The sequence below is a fragment of the Agaribacter marinus genome (genome assembly GCF_030160655.1).
Lineage (GTDB): Bacteria > Pseudomonadota > Gammaproteobacteria > Enterobacterales > Alteromonadaceae > Glaciecola > Glaciecola marina.
Map to the genome: position 1 here is coordinate 1,101,801 of NZ_BSOT01000005.1, position 25,280 is coordinate 1,127,080.

The window sequence follows — 25,280 nt, forward strand, 5'->3', positions numbered from 1 at the left end:
ATGCATTATCTGAGCAATAGAATAATAATATGATTTATACAGAATCACCGCGCCGTAAACAAATCAATAAGCACGTAAGCTGGGGACATTGGTTTGCCTTTGCCAATATTTTTATCGCTATTGGTATCTCTTCTATCTATTTGTTTTCAACCCCAATTGCAGACACACCAATTAGTTTTTTATACCTGATTACCACGTGGTTAGGGCATACCAGTTTTATCGCTTTCTTAGGTTTTATAATACTCGTATTACCGCTTTGCTATAAAGTCACAAGCATGCGCGTATTGAGAGCTGGCGCATCAACTATTTCTGCGTTAGGTCTCGCATTGCTGGCATTTGATGCCTTGGTGTATAACAAAACTGGCTTTCATATTAGCTTTAGTTCGGCTGAACTATTGCGTTCAGAAACGCAAGTGCAAGTCAGCGCCTTTGGTTGGTTGCAGTGGTTTTACCTGATATTACTGTTTATTATCTGGTTAATGTTGCAGTTAGTCATGGCAAACGCAATATATAATCGCCTATCTAGGATCAGAAACTTCAAATTTACTCCCTACCTGAGCACATTCTTAGTTTTATGCTTTGTCTCAAGTCATGGCATTCATGTATGGGCAGATGCGAGGTTGTATACTCCCGTATTGAAGCAGGACAATATGTTTCCATTGTCTTACCCGGCAACAGCTAAAACCTTGATGGCAAGGTATGGACTGCTAGATTTAGAAATGCGTGAGCAACAAGAAGAATTACAATATCAGGTAGGTAGTGGCTTTGTTTATCCGCCTAAACCGGTTTATTGTAGTGTAAATTCAGGCATCAAAATGGTGATTTTAAGCGCATTAGAAGCGTCCAATTATTCACAACTCGATGCCTTAAATAGTAATGACTACCATTTAGTGCCACAACATAACGCCAGTAGTTTTATGCGTAAATTAGCATATGGCATACCTAACAATATGGCGCGGCTAACCTCCGTTCCTCCTGTTATGACCGATCTACTCAATGCCTTTGATGTACCCAACACAACGTATCAGTACAACAGTGAATCGGCGGCCGAAAATGCCACACAACAAAAGTTTGATTTTAGTGGATTCAAAGAGAGTATCGAGCGCAACGACAGCGGGTTATTTATAGGCTTACTCAATGCTGAACAACTTGAAAGCATAGACATTCCATCACTTGGCGACAATATTGCGTTAATGGTTATTGCAAAACAAAATAATGCGCCCCATTTTAAATTGTACTCAAATTTTTTGGATACTAAACAAGCCTCTTCAAATGAGGATATTCCACCGACTGTATTACAGCATTTTGGCTGCTTGGCTGAAGTTGAACGCTTCTCTACTGGGCAAGCTTTGCAATCACCTTCTCGCAATTGGCTAGTAAGCACCAATGGTGAAAATTTAGTGATCTTTAAATACCCCTTACTGACAGAAGTATCGAGAGACGGCAGTTACAAGGTATTCGACGTAAACTTGCAAAAAGAAATTTTAATAGACATCGATACTAATATGTTAAGCAGAAGTATAAAACATTTAGAAAAATTCACCCAAAAGTAGTCACACATGCGGCGTTACAATGCGCATTGTGTTCGTTTCAGTCATTATTCTACTTCATACTTGATTAAACATTGGCACTTGCAATACAAGTATGAAGCAGTGAACCTCCTCACCATTTTTTAAGATTTTTAGGAATAAAAACTCTCAAATTACGGTCTTCCTGTCACGAATCGTTACAATTCTAACGAAACTATCAAGAAACGTTTTTAATTTGTTCACTTTGCACCTGAGCATCTTGCGCATTGCTGAAGTGCTGTTTAGAGTGCATGTCACACGCTTTTTGACAGTTACACTAATTTACTGATTAACGGAAAATTCTCATGATAGCCAAACCAATGACTTTGAAAAACATGAACTATAAAAACAAACTATGCTCTCTCGGTGTTTTGATTGCGCTGACTGGCGTTAGTCAATTTTCACATGCTGGTGCTTGGGTTGCAGACAAGGGCAAAGGGTATAATAAGCTATCTTATAATAGTTATAGTGCAGATGAATTCGAAGGTGAAAATGCGGATTTTGGTGAATTCGATAGCACTCAAATCACTTTTTATGGCGAATACGGGCTTGGCAATAATTTTGGTATTTTTGGTTCTTTGTCTCACCAAGACTTAGAACAAACTGACGCATCAGGCAACGCAACCACTGGTAGTGGCGCAAGTGATTTAGAATTAGGCATCAAATATCAATGGCAAGCAGACCCCTTTGTTTTATCAACATCACTGCTAGTTAAACTCCCTTATTTATATGATGAGAATGATCCACTACCAACGGGTAATGGACAAGAAGACGTTGAATTTAAAGTACTAATTGGTAAGAGCCTTTACCCATACGGTTATTTCGGTGTCGAAGCTGGGTACCGTTATCGTGCAGATGCACCGTCTGACGAATATCGGTATTTAGTCGAATATGGCTATGATATATCGGAGCAAGTTTATTTCCGAACTAAATTAGATGGTATCCTTAGTGCAAACAATGCGGATGTCGATACTAATGCGCCTGTCGGCAATTTGTCATTAGCTCCTGAGTTTGACTTAGGTAAGCTCGAAGTTACATTTGGTTACAATTTCGACCAAGGAAAGAGTAAATCTAAATGGGGCGTTGAGTTCACTTATACAAATGAAATTTATGGCGACAACGCATTACAAGGCGAAACACTTTCACTAGGGATAACGCGTGTTTTCTAACGATTTACCTTTATGGGGAGCAGTTCTGCTGTCTCTCCATCTCTGTTTATTAATCATCTTATGTTTTTTTGGCATGCATCGATTGTCGATGGTGTTTCGTTGGTTTAAGTACAAAGACAAGCGAGAAATCATTACGACTCAGTTCGAATCACTGCCCAAGGTAACGGTTCAGATCCCACTATACAATGAACGGATGGTTGCTGAACGTATTGTTGATGCAGTATGTGCGCTGGATTATCCATCCGAGCTTTTACAAATTCAAATCGTTGATGACTCAACGGATGAAACTATCGGTATCACCGCAACTCGTGTGCAACAATATAAAAAACAGGGCATCAACATTGACCATGTCACACGCACCAACCGCCATGGTTATAAAGCTGGCGCACTGAAAGATGCAATGGAAACCGCCACTGGCGAATTCATTGCTATTTTTGATGCTGACTTCATTCCACACCCATCAATCATTCTTGACACCATTCATGAATTTACAGATGAAAACGTTGGTATGCTGCAATATCGATGGGAACATCTAAATCGTCACAATAGTAAAATGACTGAAACACAAGCAATGATGTTAGATGCGCATTTCAGTTTGGAGCAAACGGTAAGGTGCAATAGCGGTATGCTATTGAATTTTAACGGTACAGCTGGCATCTGGCGCACTGAAACTATCATTGACGCTGGTCACTGGAGTGCAGACACGCTCACTGAAGATTTAGACCTTAGCTATAGAGCCCAACTTAAAGGTTGGAAAATGCATTACCTAAATGATGTAGTTTGTCACGGTGAGTTGCCTGCGGATATGAATGCATTCAAGAGCCAACAGCATCGCTGGGCAAAAGGTGGCATTCAAGTAATGAAAAAGATGCTCGGCACTGTTTGGCGCTCGCCCATCTCTTTGAAAAAGAAAATTGAAGCTAGCTTCCACTTATCAAATAACCTCGCATACTTTGTCATGTTGGTTGATACGCTGTTCTTCCTACTACCCAGTTTATGGTTGCGTGAGAAGTATCAGACCGACCAAATGTTATGGTTAGATGTACCTCTTTTATTGCTTAGCTCTGGCGGCCATCTCGTTTATTTGTACTTTGGGCAAATAGCGCTAAAACACTCACCTTGGAAAGCATTTTTACAAATTCCAAGGCTAATCGTTATGGGTATACGTCTGGCATTCAATAATGCCAATGCCGCTGTCGAAGCACTGCAAGGTCTTGAAAGCGAATTTGTACGTACACCAAAAAGTGGCGAACTAAGTGAAGTTGACGTGCCAGTGCCTGAAATATCCAACAAGCCTGAAAAATCTAACTTTACGCTAAATCTTTACCAAGCAGTTCCTCCTAAAGGTGCATTCTTTGAATTGGCGCTTGCAGTTATCTATTGCATTGTTTTCGCTTGGGCGATTGAACAGGGTTTATGGTTACTTTTGCCTTTTATCTTTTTACTAATGTGCGGTTTTATAAGTGCAGCAAAGCAGAGCTTTGTTGGTCAATTAAAACTGTCGAAACAGTAAGAGGATTGTCGTGCTTGCGAACTTACCATTTGGTAAACGATATTTAGGCAGTATAAATGGTGTGAGCCTTATCGCACTTTTTATCGCCATTGTCACAAGCGCGGTTAGCTTTTTAATTGCCGATACAGATTGGGCAACTAAAAATACTGTTGGACTCGGTTGGGTAACGGTTGCTCAATACCTTGCCCTCAGTTTGTGTATGTTTGTGGTCTGGAAGTTTGGACCACAAAGCAATCGACTCAGAGACTTCGTAGGCATTATTACTATAGCGATAATTATCAGAGCTATTTTAGTACCTGTTAGCCCCTACACCTCAAATGACGTGGACCGATACCTATTCGACGGCAAAGTTGCATTGAGTGGGTTCGACCCATATCGTACCAATCATAACGCGCCAACACTTAAGGCGTTGCGAGCAGAATGGCCAACACCGGAAGAACATGCAAAATACCCGACGCTATACCCACCGGGTGCTATTGGTCTCTACGCGCTATCAGCTGCCAGCGGCGCAGATAATGCTGCGTTGGTGTGGAAGTCGCTATCATTTTTTGCGAGTGCATTGACTGTCATATTTATGGCCTTGGTATTGCTATCTGTCGGCAACCTGAAACATTTATCGCTTGTGGCGCTTTCTCCTATTTTGATATTTGAAGCTGGTGTGGGCGCACATATTGATGCCTTTTCCACATTGGCTGTTGCCGCATCACTTTATGCATATCAGCGTAAGCTCTTTGTTTATGCTGGCGTCGCCATAGGTTTAGGCACCTTGAGCAAACTATTACCGGTGTTATTGCTGCTACCTTTGTTTTTTTCGATGAATAAACTTAGAGATGCTACTAAATTAGTCATTGGTGCGCTTGCAACAGTCGGCCTTGGGTATGTAATTGCAATTGTATTGGGAATGCAACCAATTGGAAGTACACCAGTATTTTTTGAAAAATGGCGTAATGCCGCCCCTTTATTTGACTTATTAAATATATTCTTAAGTGGATATACCTTAGTGTTTTTCATTGGCTTAATTACTGTGGGTGCTTTTGTTATTGTTACGCTTTGGACTTGGAATCAAAGCCCTAAAAATGAAAAAAATACCTTATTAGCAATTTCTCCTGCGCTTCAATGGGTACTAATTGTCCCATTATTACTCAGTCCCGTAGTATTTCCGTGGTATCTCATGGTATTAGTGCCTCTTTTCGCACTACGCCCAACCTTCTTTTTGTCAGCTTGGTTTACCTTGTTACCACTTTCCTACTTGGTACTAAATAAATTTGCATGCTGCGGTATATGGGCACCACTTGAATGGACCAATTACTTACTCGCCGTCGGGCTTGTCTTGGGACTGTTGTTTGATCAGCTATTTTTATCTTGTAAACCGACGGAATCTTGTAGCCATGGCCAAATTGCTTAAAAATCACTCGCGTCTTACACAAAGGGCCGATTGCAATACATACACCTTATCTACAACAGATAAGTCGGATAAACGTTCATGTAGGTTAAGCAACCTACCTCAGTCTGATGTTGATCATCAGGCGCAAGCGTAAAGGATATTTGTTATGTATCAGGGTAAAAAAATTAGTGTTGTGATGCCAGCCTTAAACGAAGCATTAGCAATTGGCAAAGTAATACGTGCATTACAAGCGCTAAACAGCAATGGTAATGCAGTTGTAGATGAAATTATCGTTTGCGACAACGGCTCAACTGACGGTACTGCCGCAGTCTGTATGCAATTAGGAGCGACCGTTGTCGAGCAAGCAATTGGCGGTTATGGCATTGCCTGTTTAACAGCGATTTCAGCAATTACGAGTACAGATATTGTGTTGTTTGTTGATGCCGACGATTCATGCGACATATCTCAGGCACGTGAGTTACTTGAGCAAATTGTACAAGGGGCAGATTTAGTTATTGGTTCTCGAGTGCTAGGTAAAGAAGAAAAAGGTGCGCTTACGCCATTACAAAAATTTGGTAATGCATTATCAAGCGTACTTATTCAGCTAATTTGGCGACATCCAATCACCGACTTAGGGCCATTTCGTGCAATCACTATGCGCGCACTACGTCAAATAAATATGCAGGATAAAAAGTTTGGCTGGACGGTCGAAATGCAAGTTAAAGCCATACAGTTAGGCTTAACTGTGCGGGAAGTACCTGTGAATTCAAAAGTACGAATTGGCGAGTCAAAAATTAGCGGCACAATCCGTGGTTCAGTGGGCGCGGGTGTCGGCATATTATCCATGATTGCAAAATTAAGGTGGCAACAGAAAGATTTTAGAGCACAGCAAATTAGTTCGTCTCAACGTTCTTAACTTTATTAAATGGCAAGGTAGTGAAAAATAAAATGAGTAATAAGCAAAGCCTATTAACAATTGCAAGTGTCTTGTTTTTGATATTGATTTCTCTAGTCGCTTACAAAGGGTACGGATTTTATAAGTTGAAAGATCCCGACCCGCTAACGTTTTGGGATGTCAGCGACGAAGACAATGGATCGGTCATTGACCATGATTTGTGGCAAAGCATCCTGACCAAATACGTTAAACCTAATAGCAGCATGGGGATTAACCTATTTGACTATGCAGGCGTATCGGATGAAGACTATGAAGTACTCGAGACGTATATAGATAACATGGCGTCCATTGACCCTCGTGAATACATGAAAGAAGAACAAAAGGCCTATTGGATAAACTTATACAATGCCATCACCATTAAGGTCATTCTTGATGAATACCCTGTAGATACTATAAAAGCGACAGGGAATGGCCTAATAGGGCTTGGCCCGTGGGATGACAAAGTAGTATCCATTGTAAATATAGAACTGTCACTCAATAACATTGAACATGGCATATTGCGGCGTATTTGGAATGATAATCGGATCCACTATGGTATCAACTGTGCAAGTATTGGGTGCCCTGACTTGGCTCCCATCGCCTATACAGGAGCACAATTGGATTCGCAACTAGCGCATGCCGCAAAGGTATTTATTAACAACCCGCGTGGTGTAAATTTCGTCGATGACACGTTAATACTATCAAGTATATTTAATTGGTTTGTTGCCGATTTTGGAGACAACGAAATTAACTTACTCGTCGATCTACAAAAACATGCGACACCCGATTTAGCAAAAAAAATTCAAGCGCATAATGGCCCAATTGAATATGACTACGACTGGCGTTTAAATGACGCAATATTAGCTAACGCAACCTCCTCTAACAACAACGGAGCAAACGAATAATGCAGTTGACACAAGTTCATGGTGAGCTCCCAACATTGGTTATCTTTTGTAAACGACCTATGCTTAATCAAGGAAAAGCTAGGCTTGCAGCCACAATTGGCGCTGACAGTGCCTTATTAATAGCCAAACAACTACTTAACTGCGCACTAGAAGACGCAAACGAATGGCCTGGTCATATTGTACTCACAGTATCCAATAAAGAAGATGCCGAGTGGGCGGAAACACTCTTAACTCGTCACTTCGATGTGTTAGCCCAAAATAGTGGCAATTTGGGCGAACGAATAAATGACATCGACGTTACTTTGCGTTCAGCTGGGCATCACTCACTTGTATTTATTGGCACAGATGCGCCAATGTTAGATAGCGACCATTATCATCAAACTATCCGAGCCTTACGCGAACATGACTACGTATTCAGCAGAGCGCAAGATGGCGGCGTAGGTATTATGGCAAATGCAGTGCCTTGGCCAAATATCTCAACATTATCATGGAGTACTTCAACCTTGGGTAAAGAGCTAGCAGATTGTTGCCTTCAATATTCTGACAAAAATACCGACAAAACTAACAGCCAAATAACGTATGTAAAAAGTAGCTACGACATAGACGAAGAGGTTGATTTAACACAACTATATGCCGACTTAAGACAAGATAAGCGCCCTGCCCGCGTAGCACTAAGAAACATAATAGAAGACTTAGACTGTATTAAGGAAGATAAGCGTTATGCGTGAACAAACAAGCAATCAACAAGTACAGGACGATGTTAAAGACTATTACGGAAAAGTACTGAGTAACTCAAACGACCTGCAAACGGACGCATGTTGTACCGATGCACACATGCCTGACTTTGTAAAAAAAGCGTTGATAAATGTTCATGACGAAGTACTGATGAAATATTATGGCTGCGGTCTGATTTTACCAGAACACTTAGCAGGTAAAACTATTCTAGATCTCGGGTGTGGTGCAGGCAGAGATTGTTACGTACTCGCGCAACTTGTCGGCGAAACGGGAAAAGTCATTGGCATCGATATGACCGACGAACAAATCGCAGTTGCTAAACGGCATCAGGAGTATCATCAAGAAAAATTTTCGTATAAATCATCAAATACGGAATTTAAACAGGGTTATATAGAACGTTTAGATGAGCTTGATTTAAAGGACAACAGTGTTGATATCATTGTATCAAATTGCGTAATAAACTTGTCGCCAGACAAAGAAAGCGTGTTAAAAGAAGCATATCGTGTTTTAAAACCAGGCGGTGAAATTTACTTTTCTGACGTTTATGCTAGTCGCAGAATTTCGCGTAAATTGGCTAATGACCCAGAATTATATGGTGAATGCTTAAGTGGTGCGCTGTATTGGAACGATTTTCACAATTTAGCGAAAAAATCAGGCTTTTTAGACCCTAGGCTAGTGACAGATAGACCCTTAGAAATAAACAACGAAACCGTTGCCGCCAAAATTGGACACATTGACTTTTTTTCTGCGACCTACCGCTTGTTCAAATTACCCGCCCTTGAAACTCACTGCGAGGACTATGGTCAAGCAGTGATATACAAAGGCGGCATACCACATCACGAAGAGTGCTTTGTGCTAGACAGCCATCATACGATTCACAAAGGTAAGGTATTTCCGGTATGCGGGAATACATGGCGAATGCTGAAAGATACGCGGTTCGCCGAATTCTTTGAGTTTATTGGTAACTTCGACACTCACTACGGCATATTTCCTGATTGTGGCGATCTAATGCCTTTTTCACAAACTAAAACGGGTACCCTTGCTGGAGGTGGCTGTTGTTAGAACGCGCTGAAGTACATGCAGTAGAAACAATTGAGATAAAAGAGTTACAGGCGGATACAACACGTTCAAACCGATGGAAATACACACCTAAAGGTGACAAAGCAGGTTATATTCAGCCATTACGACTACAAGAACTTTGGTTTCATACAGGCACAAAGTGCAACTTATCCTGCGATTTTTGTCTAGAAGGTTCATCGCCCAGTGATAAACGCCTCGCTTCTCCAAAGTTTAAAGACCTTAAGCCATATATTGATGAAGCGTTAACTTTAGGTACGCAACAGTTTTCCTTTACTGGTGGTGAACCGATGCTTGTCAAAGATATCATTGATATCTTGAACTACGCCTCTTCAAAAAAACCTTGTTTAGTGTTGACCAATGGCACAGACCCTTTAATGAAACGTATCGAGGCACTAAAACCCCTGCTCAACAATGCCCATCCAATTTCGTTTCGCATTAGCCTCGATTCATATGATGCTAAAATACATGATCAAGGTCGTGGAAAAGGTGAATTTAACAAAGCCGTTATTGGTTTACGCACCTTGCACAATTTAGGCTTTCCAGTATCGGTTGCCCGACACATAAAGCCTGGAGAAAATAGTACAAACGTTAACCAAGCGTTTGAAGATTTATTTGCCTTGAATGGCTTACCCCAAAACATACATATCGTTGCATTTCCAGATTTTCTAACACCCGGATCTTTACCCCAAGTACCGCATATCACAGAAAATTGTATGACAAGCTACCAGACTGAAGAACAACGCAATAATTACATGTGCGCCACTTCAAAGATGATAGTTAAAAAAGACGGAAAAATGCAAGTATACGCTTGTACCTTAGTAGACGACGACGAGGAATATAGCTTCGGTTCAGATCTTACTGCAAGTATGCAGCAACGCATTAGTATGAAACATCATAGGTGCTACAGTTGTTTTGCCTTTGGTGCCAGTTGCAGCGAAATGTAAGCACCATCTCATCTACACCTTTTATAATTGAACCCGTAAAATCCAAGAAGGAACACAAATGTTAGGCATTATCGGCGGCACTGGCCTCTATAACATTGAGCAAATTGTTATTAAACATGCTCACGATATCACGACCCCTTTTGGCAAACCGTCTGCGCCAATAATAGAAGGCAAGATATCAAACAAAACCGTCTTTTTCCTACCTAGGCATGGTACGTCTCATGATCTACTTCCCCATGAAGTCAATTACCAAGCAAATATTTGGGCACTCAAAAAACTCGGCGTTACACACCTTGTAGGCGTGTCGGCAGTCGGCAGTTTACAACATGATATTGCCCCTGGAGACATTGCATTACCGGAGCAATATTTTGATTTTGTAAAAGGCAACAGAAAAAAAACATTCTTTGGCAAGGGCGTTGCTGCACATGTATCTACAGCCGAACCTACTTGTCAAATACTTGCTGATAGCATAGAAAAAGCCGGTAAAGCCGCAGGGATTTTGGTTCACAGAGGTAAAACCTATGCTTGTGTCGACGGCCCAAGACTAGGTAGCAAAGCAGAAAGTAATTTTTTACGTGGTCCAGCCGCCTGCGATTTAGTGGGGATGACGAATGTACCAGAAGTGTTTTTAGCGCGTGAAGCACAACTCTCATATTGTACAATTGCTATCGCAACTGATTATGATTGTTGGCAAGATGATCCAAGCTTACATGTATCCGTTGAACAAGTTATTCAGCGATATGGTGCTAGTTTAGAAAAAGCGAAAAAATTACTACTCGCTTTTGTCGAAAATGATGACTTAATAAATTCGGCTGACGTTTGTAAATGCAGAACATCTCTCAGCTCAGCACTTTTGACTCCGCTTGACAGTATTAGCGGTAATCAGCGAATCTGGCTAGATACATTGCTGCGTTAGCGTTGCTCTTCAAAAGCATCTTAGGTTTATAGAAGTATTAAAACTAAAAAAGGCAAGTCATATAAAATGACTTGCCTTTCAAATGTGTAAAACAATCAGCTGTATTACGACACGCTTATAGCGCTACGATGTTCTCAGCTTGAGGGCCTTTTTGACCGTCAGTGATCGTAAACTCAACTGCTTGACCTTCAGCAAGCGTCTTAAAACCTGAACCAGTGATTGCACTGAAGTGTGCAAAAACGTCTGGGCCATTTTGCTGTTCGATAAAACCAAAACCTTTAGATTCGTTGAACCATTTAACGGTTCCTTTAACTGGAGTAGACATAATAATATCCTGATATTTAATTGTAAAAGTGCCACGAATGGCTATGTATGCTTAAAAATGGAGACTTAAACTTAATACACTGCAGGACGGTTTTGTTACGAATAAAACAGCGAAATGTAGTTATTAATTGTAGACTTATTTCTAGCTTGCTGCGCAGGTTATAGAGTTTATTTAGCTTTGTCGAGCATTATTTGCAGATAATGCATAAAATATTCAGAAAGTCGTAAATTCTTTGTAAATTAACGTCTTATCTAGCATTTTTCATACCTAAATTAGACGCATAAAGGGAAATAAAATTACCTATACTTTCGCGAGTAAATTTTATAAATCAATAGTAAAGATAAAATTTAGGCCATGGATGTTTCAATAACATTTAAAAAACGCTTAAATCCACCATGAAGTTTTCGCTGTGTTTTTTCACCATCAATATAATAAGGTGCTCTCATCCCAGTGTATTCGTACAAATGGCCAATTCGTTTTAATTGAATACCAAAACAAGCCAAGCTGCGCGCGAGCTGCGGTGTCGTAATGATAAAACCATGCGGTCTGTTGGTATTTTTTGCAATGATCATAGTCCCTAAATAGAGAGCAACCGCAATGAACTTGAAGTTCTTCAACTCTTGTCGGTCTTGTGCATTAACGGCTTGGAAATCTGTCGCGCTTTTTTCATATTTCGTCGTTTTATCACTGCTCTTTTTACATTGGTAATGCTTGTTTACGCGCGTTCGACCTTTAATATTTTTCTTTCGATGCTTTTGCGCAATCACTAGCCTAGAGACTTCAGCGACCTCATCGCTATTAAAACACTGAGGTAACAGGGCGCAATCTTCAAAGTAAGTATTGCAAGTTGACTCAATCGGCAAAGAGTGATTTGCTTGTTCGATTACGACAAAACGCACCGCACCAACAACTTCCCCCGTTGACTTTCTTTTTACAACACAAAATTTCGCATGCTTGTCGTACTGATCCAGCTCTTTTTCTTCCTGCGAATTAAACGCAAACCCCAACTCTTTACAATACACCTCGTGACGCAAACGACACATCGCATCAAAGTCTTCATTTGACAATTCAGACGTTACTTCAAAGTAATTCAGAAATGTTTTGGCTACGGTTAATGACTTGATATAAAACTTGATAGGCCTCAATGCTTTTTTTATTGGATATTCAGCATTCGTTTTTATCACTCGCCCAAGTCGAGCAGACATTTTGCTTGTACGGCTAAAGGTAAATCTTGAAGATGCCAGTGAAAGAATTTGCATATTACCAAACTCCATTTTAGTGTTTTACCCACGAACCAATTAGTACAAAAAACAGGCAAATAAGTTCAATATTTGTGCAAACACAGATTCACAAAGTACTTTCAGCCATTAAAGCCCACACAAACTATTTTATTAACAAGCACTAAAACCAAAAGCGCCGATACTCCCAATTACCTACAATATTCTTGCACTACTTAGTTATGCGCTAAGCCTTTTACAAATTGCTTTAGTCGATGTAAGCCTTGACCAAGCTCCGATTCAGAAGTAGCAAACGATAGGCGAATAAATTGATCGGCCTGTTGCCGACCAAAGTCATTCCCAGGTGTTAGCGCAACATGCGCTTCATGCAGTGCGCGTTCACAAAAGGTCATTGCTGATAAACCCGTCTTTTTTATATCAATATATACGTAAAAAGCACCGTCGGGCATCACTGGTATACTTAAATCCTTCAGTTCACCACCGTCAAACGCAGTTACTACCTGATTTTTTCGTTCAACAAATACTTTCCTGCGCGATTCACAGACCGCAATCGAGTCTTTTGTAAAGCATTGCAACGCCGCTTTTTGTGCGACCGTCGAGGGACATATGTAGTAATTTTGCGCAAGTTTTTCTACCACAGATATTGCCTCCGTAGGCACAATACACCAACCCAGTCGCCAACCCGTCATACCAAAATATTTTGAAAAACTATTAACAATAAATGCGTCGTTATCGAACTTTAAAGCCGTGGTAGGTGGCTGTTCGGTATCTTGGTGATGCAAATTCAAATATATTTCGTCAATTATGCGCCATGCCCCTTTTTCTCTCGCATATTCGCACATAGCTTTTAACTCAACCGCTCCTACAGACGTACCTGTCGGGTTAGACGGTGTCGCCAACATTAAGCCTTTTGTGTCCGAGTTCCAGTATTGCGACAGCAGCGATGCATTTAGCTGAAAGCCGGTATTACTAGATGTTGGAACAGACTGAATTTTTCCTCCGAACGCCGTAATAAAATGCTGATTGCAGGGGTAGCATGGATCGCCCATGATGACTCTATCATTGGAGTTAACCAGTGCAGCAGATAAAAGTAAAAGTGCAGCGCTCGCCCCCGCAGTCACGACAACACGGCGCGAATCTAAATCTATTTGCTGCGTATTACCATAAAACTCGGCAATCGCAGCCCTAAGTTCAGGCAAACCAAGTGCAGATGTGTAAGGCAAGGCTTGATTGTTAGCTAATGATGCCATTGCGCCTAATACACCTGGTGGCGCACCAAAGTCTGGCTCACCCAAATTTAGCTTAACGACATGCATGCCTTTAGATTCTAATTTCGCCGCTTGTTCGCCAAATGCCATTGCATAAAATGGTGATATTTCTTGCGATCGTTTGGAATACTTCAATGTAAATCTTCCTATGGTATCGGGCATCAAAAAAGTGCTATCTTGCCATGTTATTCATGGCAAAACAGTCTTTTTCTACAGCATCACCATTGCTGTGCTCATCTTTGCGAACAAGTTGCATTTTAAAGAGTATATTGCGCCGAAAAATAATTTATTCAATAACATACGTCTCACGACTTATAGCATCCTGCTTATTCTGCCTAAACAACTCGTCATAAAACTGGTTTCGCACTTCGCTATATTCCCATGATTGAAGGAGCACATTATTCATATTTTGACTATTCCATTGATTCCATAATCTTGCCATTTCAGATTGCGCCATCAATTTCGTGTCAACAATATTATTTTGCTCTTCAGGGTCATTCTTCATATCAAAAAAAGAACGCCCTACACCCGGAAGTGGTTGTCTCATGTATTTTGCATCAGGTGTTCTAATCGCATAAATATGATCAGCTTCTTCGAGTCTCCAGTACAATGCGTGATGAGGCGTCCCACTTTCTAACCCCGTTAAATACGGAACTAAATTTACACCATCAAGTAAACCGTCTGATGCGTTAGCACCAGAAATTTCTACTGCGGTAGCAGCAATATCTAACGAAGATACTAACCCTTCAAATATAAAGCCTTTTGGTATTTTGGCCGGCCAATGTGCAATAAATGGTACACGTATCCCCCCTTCTAACAAAGCTACCTTCCCTCGCCTAAAAGGACTATTATCAGCCCAATTAGCATTTGGCATCCAGTCCTCTGGGTATACACCTCCGTTATCAGACAAAAAGAAAATTAAGGTGTTTTGATATTGGCCGGTACGCTTTAGCGCATCAACGATTTCCCCTATTCCTTGATCCATTTCATCAATCATTGCAGCATAAATTCTGCGATTCTCGTCTTTGATATCTTTATATTTAGCGATAGTTTCTTTAGGTGCCTGTAAGGGAGTATGGGGTGCGTTGTACGCCATATACAACATGAACGGTTGTTTTTGATGATCTTCAATAAATTTTACAGCATCTTTACTCAGCGCCGACGTTAGATAATCGTCAAACTCAGCAACGCCTTCATTTCTCATAAGCGGTAAAAAATAACTTCCTCCGCCAATAGTCACCTCGTGAGGCATGTAATTATGCCCACCGCCCAAAAACCCATAAAAATAGTCAAACCCACGCTTATTAGGTTGAAAACGTGGGGCGCCACCTAAATGCCACTTACCAATAATTGCAGTTTTATAGCCAACTTCCTGTAATCGTTTTGCAAAGGTCTTTTCTGTTAATGGTAAGCCCATATGAATATCATATGGCGAGTAAGACACATTATTTTCCATACCAAAGCGAGCTTGATATCTACCGGTGAGTAAACCGGCCCGAGAAGGACCACAATATGGGTGAGTAACGTATCCATTCTTAAAGGTGACACCGGTGTTAGCTAGCATATCTAACACTGGTGTCTTAATGTCTTTAGCCCCATTAAAACCGAGGTCTGCATAACCTAAATCATCTGCTAGAATAACAATGATGTTAGTTTTATTCTCCGCTGCATAGGTTGTTGGAATTATGCAAATTGCCCCAAAAACATAAGTGGAGGCACCGAATGCAGCGATTAGCTTCACAATTGATTTCATTTTTCTGTCCTATGCTTATTTTAATCCAACGTGTGATAACGAAAATTATCCATTCTTTCCATTGCTTTCCCTTCATACTCGCGTTTGAGCTGCCATTTAGGGCGTTGCAATCCTAACTCCCACGTAAACAGTTTTTTATACAAAGACTCGACTAAGAGCGTTTTTTTTCTTGCGACATTTTGCGTTTCAGACAAATCATGCTTCAAATTATATAGCTCTGCAGGGCGGTCAGGGTATCGCAATAGCTTCCAGTCTCCATCCCTGATCGCTGCTCTATTTTCTTTTTTCCAAAAAAAAGTTCGAATCGCTGGTTCCTGATTTGAATGTAAAATAGGTAGTAAGTTTATGCCATCTAACGTAATCAACTTGTCTGGTTCGCCATGCCCAGCGGCAATGAACGTCGGTAACAAGTCTAACGTCGAAATCGGATAGCGGTACTTTGTATTTTTACTCAAAACAGAGGGCCAACTAACAATGAATGGCACCCGAATCCCTCCTTCCAAATGATTAGCCTTGGTCCCACTTAGCGGAGCATTATTTGAAGCATTTTGATCTGAAGGACCTCCATTGTCATTTGTAAAAACAATAAGAGTATTCTCACGAATACCGCGACTATCCAGATGTTTTAGTAGTCGACCTATTGCCTTATCCATTGAAAACGTCATCGCGGCCAGCGTTTTTCGTTTCCCTACTAGTTGAGGAAACTTAGCTAAGTCTGATTTTTCAGCTTCCATTGGAGAATGTACTGCGGTCAACGATAAAAAGAGAAAAAAAGGGCTGGCATCACTACTATCAATAAAGTTTATTGCCTTATCAACGAATGCACTTGTAAGATACTTAGATGGTTCGTTAAACACTCTAAAACCTTCTTCTATATAATCTTCCTGCCTATGATTCTGGTTGTTCTCACCAAATGCGTAGTAGCTTCTAGCGCCACCTCGAAAACCATAAAAGTAATCAAACCCTCGCTTAGTTGGATGGAATCTGTCTGCATGTCCTTGATGCCACTTACCAACTAATGCAGTAGAGTATCCTAAACTCTTCATATACTGAGGTAGAATCGTTTCCTCCAGCGGCAACCCCATATCATCCCCCGTTAAGCCTGATGCGCTCATATAACCAGGTACATTATTTTCTTCATATCCAAACTTTTGCTGGTAACGGCCGGTAAGAATACCTGCTCGTGAAGGCCCACAAACCGCAGCAGTCACATAAGCTTGTTCGAATAAAATGCCATGTTCTGCGAGTCGATCCAGATTGGGTGTCAGCATAGTTCGACTGCCGTGAAAACCAAAGTCGTGATAGCCAGCATCATCAGCTAAAATTAGTATTATATTTGGTTTATCACTATGGTCCGCCCCACCCATCATCATTGCGTCGGGTGTTATTACTTTTGCACCGGCTACTTTTCCAAACACAGTTAATAGTATCGCTAAGAAATATGCTTGAAGGAGCCGCTTAGTTATGATTGTCATCTTTAAACTATATATCACTCACCGGAATTGAGATGAAATAAGTCTATAGACAATCTACGTAAGGAACTTCAAATATAGGCTGAAACGCTTTAAATATCGGATTTTTTAATAAAAATACGCAATAATTGTAGAAATATTCACTGTGGGGTGGTCCCCATAACTGACAAGTAGTATGAAGTAAGGTAAAGAATGGGTATCACTGATGTTTCTTGGGACGTATTTGTTCGCGGTATATTGCCATTCACATCGGCGTTTCTATATTTATTGATATTGATATATTTCACGTTGTTACGAGAAGAAGTCAGGGCATATAAGTACTTTGCAATTTTTTTCATATGCTTTTCTCTATTCTTAATAGGGCCAATGGTAAACATGTTGCCTTTGAATGTTATGCAAAAGTACTTTGACTTACTCCGTAACATACTGTTTTTCTCTTTTGGCATACCATGCTTGGTTCTTGCTCTTCTACTTGAAGCAAAAATACATACTCCTAGGCAAATTCAAGCCCTTCCGTTCTTATTAGGTATCATATGGAGCATCTATTTTGCTGCTTCGCCGCCATTAAAAAGTGGCGTTATATTATCATTCCCTTGGGGAGTGCCTGACATCCCTGCTTCAGATATATATGTCACTCAAGCTGTCTTCATATTGCTTGTGCTATCTTCACCATGCATAGTAATCTTTAGAAACATGAATCAATACAAAGACGTATCAACACAAAGGAACATATCAATTTTGTGTCTAAATATTCTTTGGCTTTGCATCTGCATGTGCGCAGGGCTAATATTTCAAAAATGGGAGTTATATTACGGTGGTGCTAGTAGCACGGCTATAATTTGGGCGTACGCACTATTTCGTAATATTCACCTCAATCGACTGAAATTCAAACAGACTCCTAATTTGCAATACTCTTTGCAAAAGAGAGATATTTGTGATGAAAATATAAATACTGGTATATCGTCAGAACAGATGCTTGTCGATAAAATAACTAACTATATTCTCAGCAACTATCAGAAAAACATTAATTTGAACGACGTTATTGATGAAACAGGTATAAGTAGGTCAAAAGCGACAAAAGTATTTAAAGAAGTAACTAAATCTACAATAAATGAATATCTAACAATGGTGCGCATAGAGCATGCAAAATCATTATTGTTGACTAAAAGTGTTACGGTAACGGCATTTGATGTAGGTTTTAACAATCCATCATATTTCACGACTGTATTTAAAAAATATACAAAACAGTCTCCGACGGAGTATCAACATCGCGCAAAAAAACCCAATGCCATTAGCGTTTAACATCAAACTACCTAATATATAAAGGGCATTGCATTCGCTGACCTATTGTTAAAGTTTCACGTCAGTGAACGATTGAATGCTAGAAACTGGGATTGCTATACGACGCAAGACGTCTAATGTTGTGGAAGGTGCTTCGTTATTTCTGAACAAATAAGCGTTAGCCAAACCCGCAGACTCTGCGGCCAGCATATCACTCAACTTGTCACCAATCATTATGCTATGGCGCAAATCAATATTAAGCGCTTTTGCTGCGTTTAAAAGCATTCCTGGTTTAGGCTTGCGGCAATGACATTCTCTCAAGTATGGACCATGCGCCTTTGTTGGATGATGTGGACAGTAATACACTCCATGAATTGTCCCTCCTTGAGCAGAAATTTTTTGGCACATCCACTCTGATAAATTTAAGAAGTCACTCTCTGAGTAATACCCTCTGCCAATACCAGATTGATTTGTCACCACCACAACTTTGTAATCTAGTTTGGCTACTCTTCTAAGCAACTCCCAAATACCATCTACCCAGTCAAACTCAGCACGTGCGGACACGTAACCGTGATTTACATTAACAACGCCGTCACGGTCTAGAAATAAGGCTTTTTGCTTCACAAGAATATTCATTCAAAGAAAATATGCAGATAGTTTACCCTCAGCGATACTCACAACCAAACTAAAGCGACATTTTATCTAAGGGATTTAAAGGCAAATCGTTGTTTTTGAAGTAATCGAAATGTGCATTTATAAATGCATGTGGCACTTTCGCCAACTGTTGGTAGCGCCATTTTGGTGTTTTATCCTTATCAACCAATAAGGCCCGTACGCCTTCTTTAAATTCACCAACGGCCATGCAGCTATACGCCATACTTAATTCCATTTTAAAACAATCGGCTAAACTCATTTTATCCCTTCGCGCACGCAAAAGTTGCTGAAACACCAAATGTGCGGTGGTCGGGCTACCATACTGAAAACTCTTGAGAGCACGGTTGATGTAGTCACTTTGATTCAACTGACCTAGCGCTAGTAGTTCATTAGCGGCTGCTTCGGCGTTAATCGCTTTGTCTAACACAGATACATGATCCAAAAAGGGTAAAAGAGCAGCAGGCGCAAACAACGACGTTCTTTCGGCATTGGATACTTTTGAAATAAATGCATCCAATGATTGGTGAAACGCATGACGATCATTTACGTTTGCTTGAACTAAGAAGCTTAAAAACACGGCTTTATCAGAATTTGCCAATAAATGGGTGGCAAAATTAAGCGCAATTGCATCTAACGCATTTATCTCGGCACCAGTAAACCCTAAAAATACACCCACACCTGCAGGCAACTCATTTAAGAAGTAACTTGCGCCAACATCTGGAAACAAGCCAATACTAATTTCCGGCATAGCGATACGCGTAGTTTCAGTTGCAATACGAATACTCGCCCCCCGAAAAAGCCCTAAACCACCGCCCATCACAACACCATTCCCCCAAACAATAATAGGCTTTGGGTAAGTATGTATTAGGTAGTCTAACTGATATTCTTGCATGAAAAAATCAGCAACCGATGCAGGAACATTTGTGGCATCAGTGACCTTGTTGACGCTCTCTTGGCATAGTTCATTGTACAGACGCACAATGTCGCCACCGGCACAAAACGCTCGTTCGCCAGCACCGTCGAAAAAGACAGCAGACACTGAATCATCATTTTTTGCTTGTTGCAAATAGTTGGTCAGCATTATTACCATGTCTAAATCTAACGCATTTAATGCTTTTGGTTTATTCAGTGTTAAACACAATATTTGGCTATGTCCTTTGGACGCTATAAACCTTCGTACCACCGTTTTTTGTTTCAACGACCTCTATACCCTACTTTAAATTAAACGTGCAAAGTGCCAAATGCTTAAGAACGCTCAATTAAACATTGTCTTTATAAATAATATACACACTATTTAGCGAATGAACGAATAACTAAAGAAATTGGCATTTTGGGCGCTAACAGAGAGTAGAATTATAGGATAATTTTTTGAGTCGGAACCTTTGAGTGATTTAAATCCCTTAAGAATTGCAATCGTAGAAGACAATGCTACCGCAAGAACCAACCTTCGTAGTCATTTGTTAAGCTTAAAAAGCTACGACATTGCCAGTTACAGCAACGGAAAAGAACTGCGCAACGGCCTACGCACGGCCGATTTTGATGCAATTTTTATCGATTATCATTTGGGACAAAACAAAAATGGCGTGGAGTGGATTCAAGAACTACGAGACACTAACTTACTCAAAGCATCTACCGGTATTATTTTTGTAACATCTGACTCCATGCCAAATACTATCGGCCAGATACTCGATATGTATCCTGACCTTATTATCATAAAGCCTTACACGATTAGAAACCTGCTTTCTTCATTTACACATTACGAAAAAGTGCGAGACAAAATAAAACCAGCACTCGACTACCTAAATAAAAAATCATATGAACTTGCCTTAGATTTTATTGATGACAAGCTAAACAACGGCATAGAAAACCGCTTTAGGTCTGATTTCATTAAGCTAAAAGGCAGAGTTTTATTACAAGCACAAAAATACGAAAGCGCAGCAGACTTATACAACAAGGTACTCAATAGGTCGCAAAATGTAATGTGGGCACATTGGGGATTGATCAAAAGTGAATTTTTTATCGGCAAATGGAATCATTGCCAAGACATGCTCGACCGTTTAATTGAACAAAGTTTAACAAAAGACAAGGCCTATGAATGGCTTGCCAGCGTCGAATTGGGTAAAAAGAACTACCAAAAAGCAGAAGCGCTCTTAGACAAAATAAAAGAAAGTGAACTGAGTATTCAAGCAACAAGATTAAAAACCATGTGTTTCAAAATGCAGGGCAAAACAGACGCGGCAATAAAGTTACTTGAGCGCAAAATCCAAGGGAATTTAAGCATCAGAGAGCGAATGGTGGACTACACCATGGAGTTAGCAAGATACCACCTTCACTTAGCTGATCAAGTAGCAAAAAATCACCATAAACAAGATGAATTAAACGAAGCCAAGAAGCTTATTGGTCGTGCGAGTAGAAACATTTTAGATAGACACGCAGAAATGCAAAAAGACTATATGCTCGCCCTCGCGCATCTGATGGAAGATGATGCGCAAAAAGCACATAAAATTATGTTAGCCAATGAACAACACCATCGAATGGAAGACGCCAGTATTGTCACTAAAATTGATGCAGTAAAAGTATGGTTTGGTCTTGGTGAAAAAGGCAAAGCAAATGAACTACTGGAATCTTGTGACGAAACCCTTATGTCCCAAGTAAATCACATTGACAGTATTGTCAGTACAGAACTCATATCAAGCACAGAAAAATCCTTGGGTATTGAAAAGAACCGCGCCTTAGCGATTAACGAAAAAGGCATGGCGCACTTCCAGAAGAGTCAACAGACAAAAGCACTACAGTGCTTCCACAGAGCTTACGTTATGTTTCCTGGTGTGCCGGCGTTTGCATTAAACTTGTTACAGAGCCTTTATGAGTGCGGCCAGTACGAATACAAAGGCGTAAACGCAGACACCATCATTAATGATCTTCAAAATCTTGCATTAAATGACAAAAATCAACATAGATTCAATATGTTAGCCGATGCACTCTCTCATAGGGTGCGGGCATAGCGGCTCAAATTGGTCAATATATATTACAATGTACATAAAATAATACCCGCATAACTTATACATTGTATACTATATATTTACTCACTCTCTCATCAGATGATAAAAAATGTCAATTTCGAATCCGAATAAAAATTTAGGCGAATTTGAACAACTCATACTCCTTGCGATTCTGCGCGTTAATAACAAGTCGCACGGCTCCGAAATTGCCGACACAATAGAACAATACGGCAATAGAAATACTAATTTTGGGGCACTCTACACCGTACTTTCAAGGTTAGAGCAGAAGGGCTTAGTCGTGTCTGAGGTAGGAGAAGCTACGGCGAAAAGAGGTGGCCGCGCAAAGAAATATTTCAAGGTCACTGGTGCTGGTGAAATTGCGGTAAAGCAAAGCGTAAATACTATTTTAAATATGTCGAAGGGCTTGAACTTGCTCTTAGATAAAACCATGAGCATTCAATAGTGAAGAAGAATAAATCAAGCTCAAACTCGCAAAACTATCGGATACCTCCAATCGTTATTTCAATTGTCGACTGGTGCGTACCATTTGAACTAAAAGAAATAATTAAGGGGGATATATCTGAAGGTTTATTCAACCGCATGACAAATACAAAACTGACCGCTTACGTTTGGCTATTCAAGCAAATGATCGGGATTTTAAGGCATTTTTCTCCAATAAATCAAAGAGGATCAATTATGTTTATTTTTAGTTTCTTAGTCGTTTCAAGCATAGTAATAATGACATTTTGGTTAGGTGGCTCGCCAAGCATGTACTTCAACCTTCCAAGTATAATCATTGTAGTTATACCCGCATTGCTAGCGCCATTTATGATGCAGCATAAAAGTGATGTTTTTGACGCGTTTAAAGCCTTAGTGGACAACAATTCTGCAATAGACAGCATCGAAAAATATATAAGAACATTTCAGGCAATTGACAAGGTAGCCATGATGATGGGTTGGTTTGGTGTTATTAGTGGCGCTGTCGCAATGGCCAATAATATTGAACCTGAAGTATTTCCCCAAGTATTTGGGCCCGCATTTGCCGTAATGTCTTTAACTTTAATGTATGCCCTGATAGTAAAAGTACTTTGTCATTTAGCGGTATTAAGATTAAGTGGTATGCAGTCAACTAATTTCGTCAATATGGATTGAAATTCAGAATGTTTATACTAGGTTTTGGCGTAATATCGAGTAGCATCTTAATGGTATTCCCCCCTTGTTTACCGAACTCTGACTCAGGTACAGATATCCGGTTGAATCCAAATGAGGAATATACCTATCAGATACTCGTAAAGTGGCCCCTGAAAAGCTTAAAACGGTATTGCGATTTCAGGCTACACGTGCATGAGCAGATTAAGCTACGAACAATAGTAGAATGAGGGAGTTACTCCAGTATTTTGTCTAAACATATAAATAAATGAAGAAGTTGATTGGTAACCTAGATTCAACGAAACATTAGCTACCGAAACACCAATAGACAGCTGAGATATAGCAATCTGTATACTCAAGCGCTGCTTCCATTCAATGAAAGTTAGCCCTGTATCTCTTTTGAACAATCGTGTAAGCGTTCTCGATGATGCGCCACATGACTGCCCCCATTGCTTCAGTGTTATATTACTTGATGGGTTGACTTGCATCGCTTTTATCAAACCTTTTAATCGTCTGTCTCTTGGATAGGGCAGTTGCAATTTTTCAGTTGGCGCGCCATGCAATCTATCTAGAATAAGTCTCAACAACCGACCATCAGTGCCTTTCCATTCAAAATCTTGACTAATTTTATCAGCTTCAATAATGAGTGATTTCAAAAACATACTAACTTGTAAAACACAGCAGTTATCTGGCAAATCTTTCAATAGTGAACTAGCAATATAGAAACTGGTGAGTTTCAAATCCGTTATGGCTTCAACTTCGTGAACAGTAGTTGGCGTTATCCATACCCCTTGCTCTGGAGGAACTATAAACCTAAACGATGGAGTTGAAACAGCGAGTACACCTTTATGTGCATAAACGAATTGCGCCCACTCATGACTGTGCTTCATAACAATTGACCCCATGGAAATGTCGCGACTAACTAATGTCACAGGGTTTTTCAGCTTTTGTTCACTTTCTTTCGAAGGAGGTATGATTTTCAATATTGGCGTAACATCTACATTTAATGGCTATTTGTCGACATATTACCAAACCACAACAAGTATACAATCCATATTCATGTTTGAATTGGAGTTAGTATGTTTGAGGTTGATTTAGTTATTTATTTTATAATTTTGGGCGTAACTGTCGGCTTTTTTGCCGGACTACTGGGCGTGGGAGGCGGCGGGATTATGGTTCCAGTATTAAGCTTTATTTTTACATACAATGAAGTAACAACATCAAATGTGATGCATTTGGCATTAGGCACTTCAATGGCAGCAATTATTGCTACATCATTTTCAAGTTTAATGGCACATCATAGAGCTAAAAATGTCGATTGGAAGCTAGTAAAGATAATGACGATATGGGTTTTGCTTGGTACTTATTTATCTACATTTATTGCAGTTGAGTTGTCATCTGTTTATTTGGCAGTATTCTTTAGTTTGTTTATGCTCTCTGTTGGGGTAAAAATGTTTATTGGAAAAAGCGATGCCTCGTTAAAAAACAAAATCAATAAAGTACATTTAAGAGTTACTTCGACATTCATAGGCGGAATATCAGCATTGGTTTCTATCGGAGGAGGTTCTTTAACTGTCCCTTATTTGTCAAGCAAAGGGGTTGATATAAGGAAAGCAATTGGCACTTCAGCCGCAATTGGTTTTCCCATTTCGCTAGGGGGGACGTTGGGCTATGCGGTTCATGGGTTAAGTATGCCATCGCAAAACGGAATATTTACCAACATTCATTTACCGGCAGTAATCATTATATCGATACTGAGCTATTCGACAGCCCCTTTGGGAGCGAGATGCGCAAAGGCAATACCAGTTAACATAATGAAAAAAGTATTCAGTTGTATGTTAATACTACTGAGTCTCAATATGCTTTTTACTATGCTTTAGAACCAGAGTATTATCTCAAATTTAACTAATGTGCTGTGTCCATCCATTTGCTCTCAAAACTAGCAAGAGACTATTGAATTTGGTTAAGTTCGTCATTCAAAGTCATTGAA

General features: G+C 40.1%; 23 protein-coding genes. 15 read left to right on the forward strand and 8 right to left on the reverse strand.

All coding sequences use genetic code 11. The features are described from left to right. Positions 1-29: 29 nt before the first annotated feature. From QQK00_RS06380 to QQK00_RS06425, 10 genes are all read left to right on the forward strand, one after another. Positions 30-1,553 carry a DUF3413 domain-containing protein gene (locus tag QQK00_RS06380; RefSeq protein ID WP_284216647.1) on the forward strand — a complete coding sequence of 508 codons (1,524 nt, stop codon included), beginning with the start codon at positions 30-32 and terminating at the stop codon, positions 1,551-1,553. 320 nt (positions 1,554-1,873) lie between these two features. After that, a complete protein-coding gene (locus QQK00_RS06385; RefSeq protein WP_284216648.1) occupies positions 1,874-2,737 on the forward strand; it encodes a hypothetical protein in 864 nt (287 codons plus the stop codon). Next, positions 2,727-4,250, forward strand: a complete 1,524-nt coding sequence (locus tag QQK00_RS06390) for a glycosyltransferase (RefSeq protein ID WP_284216649.1) — start codon at positions 2,727-2,729, stop codon at positions 4,248-4,250. Before QQK00_RS06385 ends, QQK00_RS06390 begins: the two co-directional genes overlap by 11 nt. 10 nt (positions 4,251-4,260) lie before the next feature. Then, complete coding sequence (locus QQK00_RS06395; RefSeq protein ID WP_284216650.1) at positions 4,261-5,655, forward strand: MptA/MptB family glycosyltransferase; 1,395 nt, start codon at positions 4,261-4,263, stop codon at positions 5,653-5,655. A 145-nt stretch (positions 5,656-5,800) separates the two neighbouring features. Then, a complete protein-coding gene (locus tag QQK00_RS06400) occupies positions 5,801-6,550 on the forward strand; it encodes a glycosyltransferase family 2 protein (RefSeq protein ID WP_284216651.1) in 750 nt (249 codons plus the stop codon). A 32-nt stretch (positions 6,551-6,582) separates the two neighbouring features. Next, positions 6,583-7,473 (forward strand): DUF547 domain-containing protein, encoded by an 891-nt coding sequence (locus tag QQK00_RS06405; protein ID WP_284216652.1) that lies wholly within the window; start codon positions 6,583-6,585, stop codon positions 7,471-7,473. Continuing rightward, positions 7,473-8,201, forward strand: a complete 729-nt coding sequence (locus tag QQK00_RS06410) for a TIGR04282 family arsenosugar biosynthesis glycosyltransferase (protein ID WP_284216653.1) — start codon at positions 7,473-7,475, stop codon at positions 8,199-8,201. The genes QQK00_RS06405 and QQK00_RS06410 overlap by 1 nt, the downstream gene beginning before the upstream one ends. Continuing rightward, positions 8,194-9,270 (forward strand): methyltransferase domain-containing protein, encoded by a 1,077-nt coding sequence (locus tag QQK00_RS06415; protein WP_284216654.1) that lies wholly within the window; start codon positions 8,194-8,196, stop codon positions 9,268-9,270. Before QQK00_RS06410 ends, QQK00_RS06415 begins: the two co-directional genes overlap by 8 nt. Further along, a complete protein-coding gene (locus QQK00_RS06420; RefSeq protein WP_284216655.1) occupies positions 9,264-10,232 on the forward strand; it encodes a radical SAM protein in 969 nt (322 codons plus the stop codon). The genes QQK00_RS06415 and QQK00_RS06420 overlap by 7 nt, the downstream gene beginning before the upstream one ends. Positions 10,233-10,290: 58 nt before the next feature. After that, positions 10,291-11,148, forward strand: coding sequence for an MTAP family purine nucleoside phosphorylase (locus QQK00_RS06425; RefSeq protein WP_284216656.1), 858 nt, complete (start codon positions 10,291-10,293; stop codon positions 11,146-11,148). A 115-nt stretch (positions 11,149-11,263) separates the two neighbouring features. Here QQK00_RS06425 and QQK00_RS06430 read toward each other — a convergent pair whose 3' ends face one another. The 5 genes from QQK00_RS06430 to QQK00_RS06450 all read right to left on the reverse strand — a co-directional run bounded on the left by QQK00_RS06430 (position 11,264) and on the right by QQK00_RS06450 (position 17,207). Continuing rightward, positions 11,264-11,473 carry a cold-shock protein gene (locus tag QQK00_RS06430; protein WP_284216657.1) on the reverse strand — a complete coding sequence of 70 codons (210 nt, stop codon included), beginning with the start codon at positions 11,471-11,473 and terminating at the stop codon, positions 11,264-11,266. Positions 11,474-11,820: 347 nt separating this feature from the next. Continuing rightward, on the reverse strand, positions 11,821-12,732 hold the full coding sequence (locus QQK00_RS06435; RefSeq protein WP_284216658.1) for a PEP-CTERM/exosortase system-associated acyltransferase: 912 nt from the start codon (positions 12,730-12,732) through the stop codon (positions 11,821-11,823). A gap of 194 nt (positions 12,733-12,926) precedes the next feature. Continuing rightward, positions 12,927-14,114 (reverse strand): aminotransferase class I/II-fold pyridoxal phosphate-dependent enzyme, encoded by a 1,188-nt coding sequence (locus QQK00_RS06440; protein WP_284216659.1) that lies wholly within the window; start codon positions 14,112-14,114, stop codon positions 12,927-12,929. A gap of 151 nt (positions 14,115-14,265) precedes the next feature. Then, positions 14,266-15,732 carry a sulfatase family protein gene (locus QQK00_RS06445; protein WP_284216660.1) on the reverse strand — a complete coding sequence of 489 codons (1,467 nt, stop codon included), beginning with the start codon at positions 15,730-15,732 and terminating at the stop codon, positions 14,266-14,268. Positions 15,733-15,752: 20 nt separating this feature from the next. Beyond that, positions 15,753-17,207, reverse strand: coding sequence for a sulfatase-like hydrolase/transferase (locus tag QQK00_RS06450; RefSeq protein WP_284216661.1), 1,455 nt, complete (start codon positions 17,205-17,207; stop codon positions 15,753-15,755). A gap of 912 nt (positions 17,208-18,119) precedes the next feature. On the opposite strand from QQK00_RS06450, the gene QQK00_RS06455 reads away from it, so the two are divergent. Further along, positions 18,120-18,506, forward strand: coding sequence for a helix-turn-helix transcriptional regulator (locus QQK00_RS06455; RefSeq protein WP_284216662.1), 387 nt, complete (start codon positions 18,120-18,122; stop codon positions 18,504-18,506). Positions 18,507-18,554: 48 nt separating this feature from the next. Here the strand turns inward: QQK00_RS06455 and gmhB are convergent, their stop codons facing one another. After that, positions 18,555-19,109, reverse strand: a complete 555-nt coding sequence (gene gmhB / locus QQK00_RS06460) for a D-glycero-beta-D-manno-heptose 1,7-bisphosphate 7-phosphatase (protein WP_284216663.1) — start codon at positions 19,107-19,109, stop codon at positions 18,555-18,557. 61 nt (positions 19,110-19,170) lie between these two features. Then, positions 19,171-20,337: an enoyl-CoA hydratase/isomerase family protein gene (locus QQK00_RS06465; protein ID WP_284216664.1), complete on the reverse strand. Its 1,167-nt coding sequence runs from the start codon at positions 20,335-20,337 to the stop codon at positions 19,171-19,173. A gap of 184 nt (positions 20,338-20,521) precedes the next feature. On the opposite strand from QQK00_RS06465, the gene QQK00_RS06470 reads away from it, so the two are divergent. From QQK00_RS06470 to QQK00_RS06480, 3 genes are all read left to right on the forward strand, one after another. Further along, positions 20,522-22,144: a response regulator gene (locus QQK00_RS06470; protein ID WP_284216665.1), complete on the forward strand. Its 1,623-nt coding sequence runs from the start codon at positions 20,522-20,524 to the stop codon at positions 22,142-22,144. Positions 22,145-22,250: 106 nt separating this feature from the next. After that, entirely contained in the window at positions 22,251-22,604 is a 354-nt protein-coding gene (locus tag QQK00_RS06475) for a PadR family transcriptional regulator (RefSeq protein ID WP_284216666.1), read from the forward strand. Further along, positions 22,604-23,293, forward strand: coding sequence for a MotA/TolQ/ExbB proton channel family protein (locus tag QQK00_RS06480; RefSeq protein ID WP_284216667.1), 690 nt, complete (start codon positions 22,604-22,606; stop codon positions 23,291-23,293). The genes QQK00_RS06475 and QQK00_RS06480 overlap by 1 nt, the downstream gene beginning before the upstream one ends. Before the next feature lie 206 nt (positions 23,294-23,499). Here the strand turns inward: QQK00_RS06480 and QQK00_RS06485 are convergent, their stop codons facing one another. Further along, positions 23,500-24,180 carry an AraC family transcriptional regulator gene (locus QQK00_RS06485; RefSeq protein ID WP_284216668.1) on the reverse strand — a complete coding sequence of 227 codons (681 nt, stop codon included), beginning with the start codon at positions 24,178-24,180 and terminating at the stop codon, positions 23,500-23,502. A 189-nt stretch (positions 24,181-24,369) separates the two neighbouring features. Here QQK00_RS06485 and QQK00_RS06490 point away from each other — a divergent pair, with 189 nt between their 5' ends. Further along, positions 24,370-25,170 (forward strand): sulfite exporter TauE/SafE family protein, encoded by an 801-nt coding sequence (locus QQK00_RS06490; RefSeq protein WP_284216669.1) that lies wholly within the window; start codon positions 24,370-24,372, stop codon positions 25,168-25,170. Positions 25,171-25,280 lie beyond the last annotated feature (110 nt).